This window comes from Planktosalinus sp. (assembly GCF_059864935.1).
This window is the reverse complement of the sequence record NZ_JCBCCK010000453.1, coordinates 1-1,858: the sequence shown is the minus strand read 5'-3', so window position 1 is coordinate 1,858 and position 1,858 is coordinate 1. Positions and strand designations below refer to the sequence as shown.

At 35.7% G+C, this 1,858-nt stretch carries 2 protein-coding genes and 1 pseudogene; all 3 read left to right on the top strand.

The genetic code is table 11. The features are described 5' to 3' along the window. Positions 1–1,164 (top strand): hypothetical protein (locus tag AC6F75_RS13405; protein WP_500715596.1); only part of this gene is annotated, 1,164 nt, incomplete at its 5' end. A 105-nt stretch (positions 1,165–1,269) separates the two neighbouring features. Further along, the gene (locus AC6F75_RS13400; protein ID WP_500715595.1) at positions 1,270–1,536 is read left to right on the top strand and encodes a hypothetical protein; all 267 of its coding nucleotides are present in this window, start codon (positions 1,270–1,272) and stop codon (positions 1,534–1,536) included. An 85-nt stretch (positions 1,537–1,621) separates the two neighbouring features. Further along, positions 1,622–1,858, top strand: a pseudogene (locus tag AC6F75_RS13395) (peptidase M28); the annotation flags it as partial.

The window sequence follows — 1,858 nt, the reverse complement described above, 5'->3', positions numbered from 1 at the left end:
ACTACTGAAGCTTTTTCAAAAATTTATGATGGGTTAGAAAATGATGGTTTTTTGGAAATGACCGTATGGATGGATTATCCTTACCGAAATTCCCTGAAAATTGCCGCAACCATTTCCGAAGTATTAGCAGAAAAAGGGATTCAACACATAGAACAACATCTCATTGCCGTGAGAAGTTGGAACGCTATGACTTTTTTGGTAAAAAAGACACCACTTAGTGAAGCCGAAATAAATAAAATCAGGGAGTTTTGTGAACGTCTGTATTTTGACCCGCTATTGCTGCCCGGCATAACCGCTGAAGAAAGAGTTGCTTTCAACATGATCGAAGATCACAGTTTGTTTAAGCTTACAGATTCGTTGGTTTCGGGAAACAGGGAGGCTGTTTATGCAAATTATGATTTTCACTTGCGCCCGGCCACAGATGACAAGCCTTATTTTTCACAATTTTTAAGATTAAAAAGTTACCCACAGCTACAAGAAATGTTCGGAAGCCAATCTGCTTCTTTTTTTGAATTGGGCTACATGATTGTTTGGGTGACATTTATCCAGTCATTTATACTGGCCCTGTTACTGATTATTTTTCCTTTGTTCTTTTTAAAAACCAGGTTGAATAACAAGGGTTGGACACTCGCTTATTTTTCCGGTATAGGTGTTGGTTTTATGTTTGTGGAAATTGTATTGATACAGCGGTTTATTCTTTATCTGGGTCATCCTGTTTATTCAGTTGCGGCGGTGATAAGTGGGATGTTGCTTCTTTCAGGTCTGGGAAGTTGGTTCTCTTCAAAGGTACAATTATCACTTTCGGCAATTCGTAAAGTCGTGCTTTTAATTATTGGTTTGTTGTTGGTTTATGCAGTGGGTTTATCTACAATTCTTCAAGCCAATATTGGGTTTTCGCTTCCGTTAAAAATAGTTATAACGATATTGCTGATTGGTTTGCCTTCATTTTTTATGGGTATTCCTTTTCCACTTGGGTTACGCTTCCTTTCAAAAAAGAATGAATCGGGTGTGCCCTGGGCTTGGGGAATCAATGGATGCCTGTCTGTTGTAAGTGCCTCATTTGCTACTATCCTTGCAATAGAAATTGGGTTTTCAACACTTATGCTATTTGCTGCGGGAGCCTATCTTGTTACTATGTTGAGCTGTTTTGTTCATAAGTCTTGAAAATATATCCATCATTTTTTTCATTTTAAAACAAATCTTATAATAAAAGGATTTAACAGGTATTATAACCTACCTTCACCGATTAATAACCACTAACCCAATATTATGAAAAAAGTAATGTTCATTATACTTACAGGAATTTTTCTTGCTGTCTCACTCAACTCCTGTAGGGAAAAAGAAGAAAACAAAACAGAAACTGAACAACTCATTGACGAGATGAAAAGTGAAGGTGCTGACGTAGAATACAAAGAAACTGAAGATGGTAGCAAGTTAAAAATGAAAACTGATGACAAAAAACTCAAGATTATTACAGATGAGGATGGAAGTGCCACAAAGGTAAAAATCAAAGATACATCAGGCGACGATAATTAATAAATTGATTTATTTTTAAAAACGGTTCTGAAAAGAGCCGTTTTTTTTTATTTATATTTACCAAAAAATAATTTAATCAACTATAATGATGAAAAATTTAATTGCATTTGTTTTACTTGCGACCCTAATTTCTTGTGGGGAAAAAAAACAAGAAGAAGTATCACAAGAGTGGGACGTAAGTGTTGAACATCTTGAAAGACACATTAAAGAATTGGCATCAGATGCTTATATGGGCAGAAAACCTATGACCATTGGTGAAGAACTCACAGTAGCCTATCTTGAAAAAGAATTACAAGAAATTGGAGTTGCCCCTGCCAATAAC

Bases quoted from the DNA above. Each gene is read 5' to 3' on its own strand.
- AC6F75_RS13400 (WP_500715595.1), top strand. From the start codon at position 1,270: ATGAAAAAAGTAATGTTCATTATACTTACAGGAATTTTTCTTGCTGTC.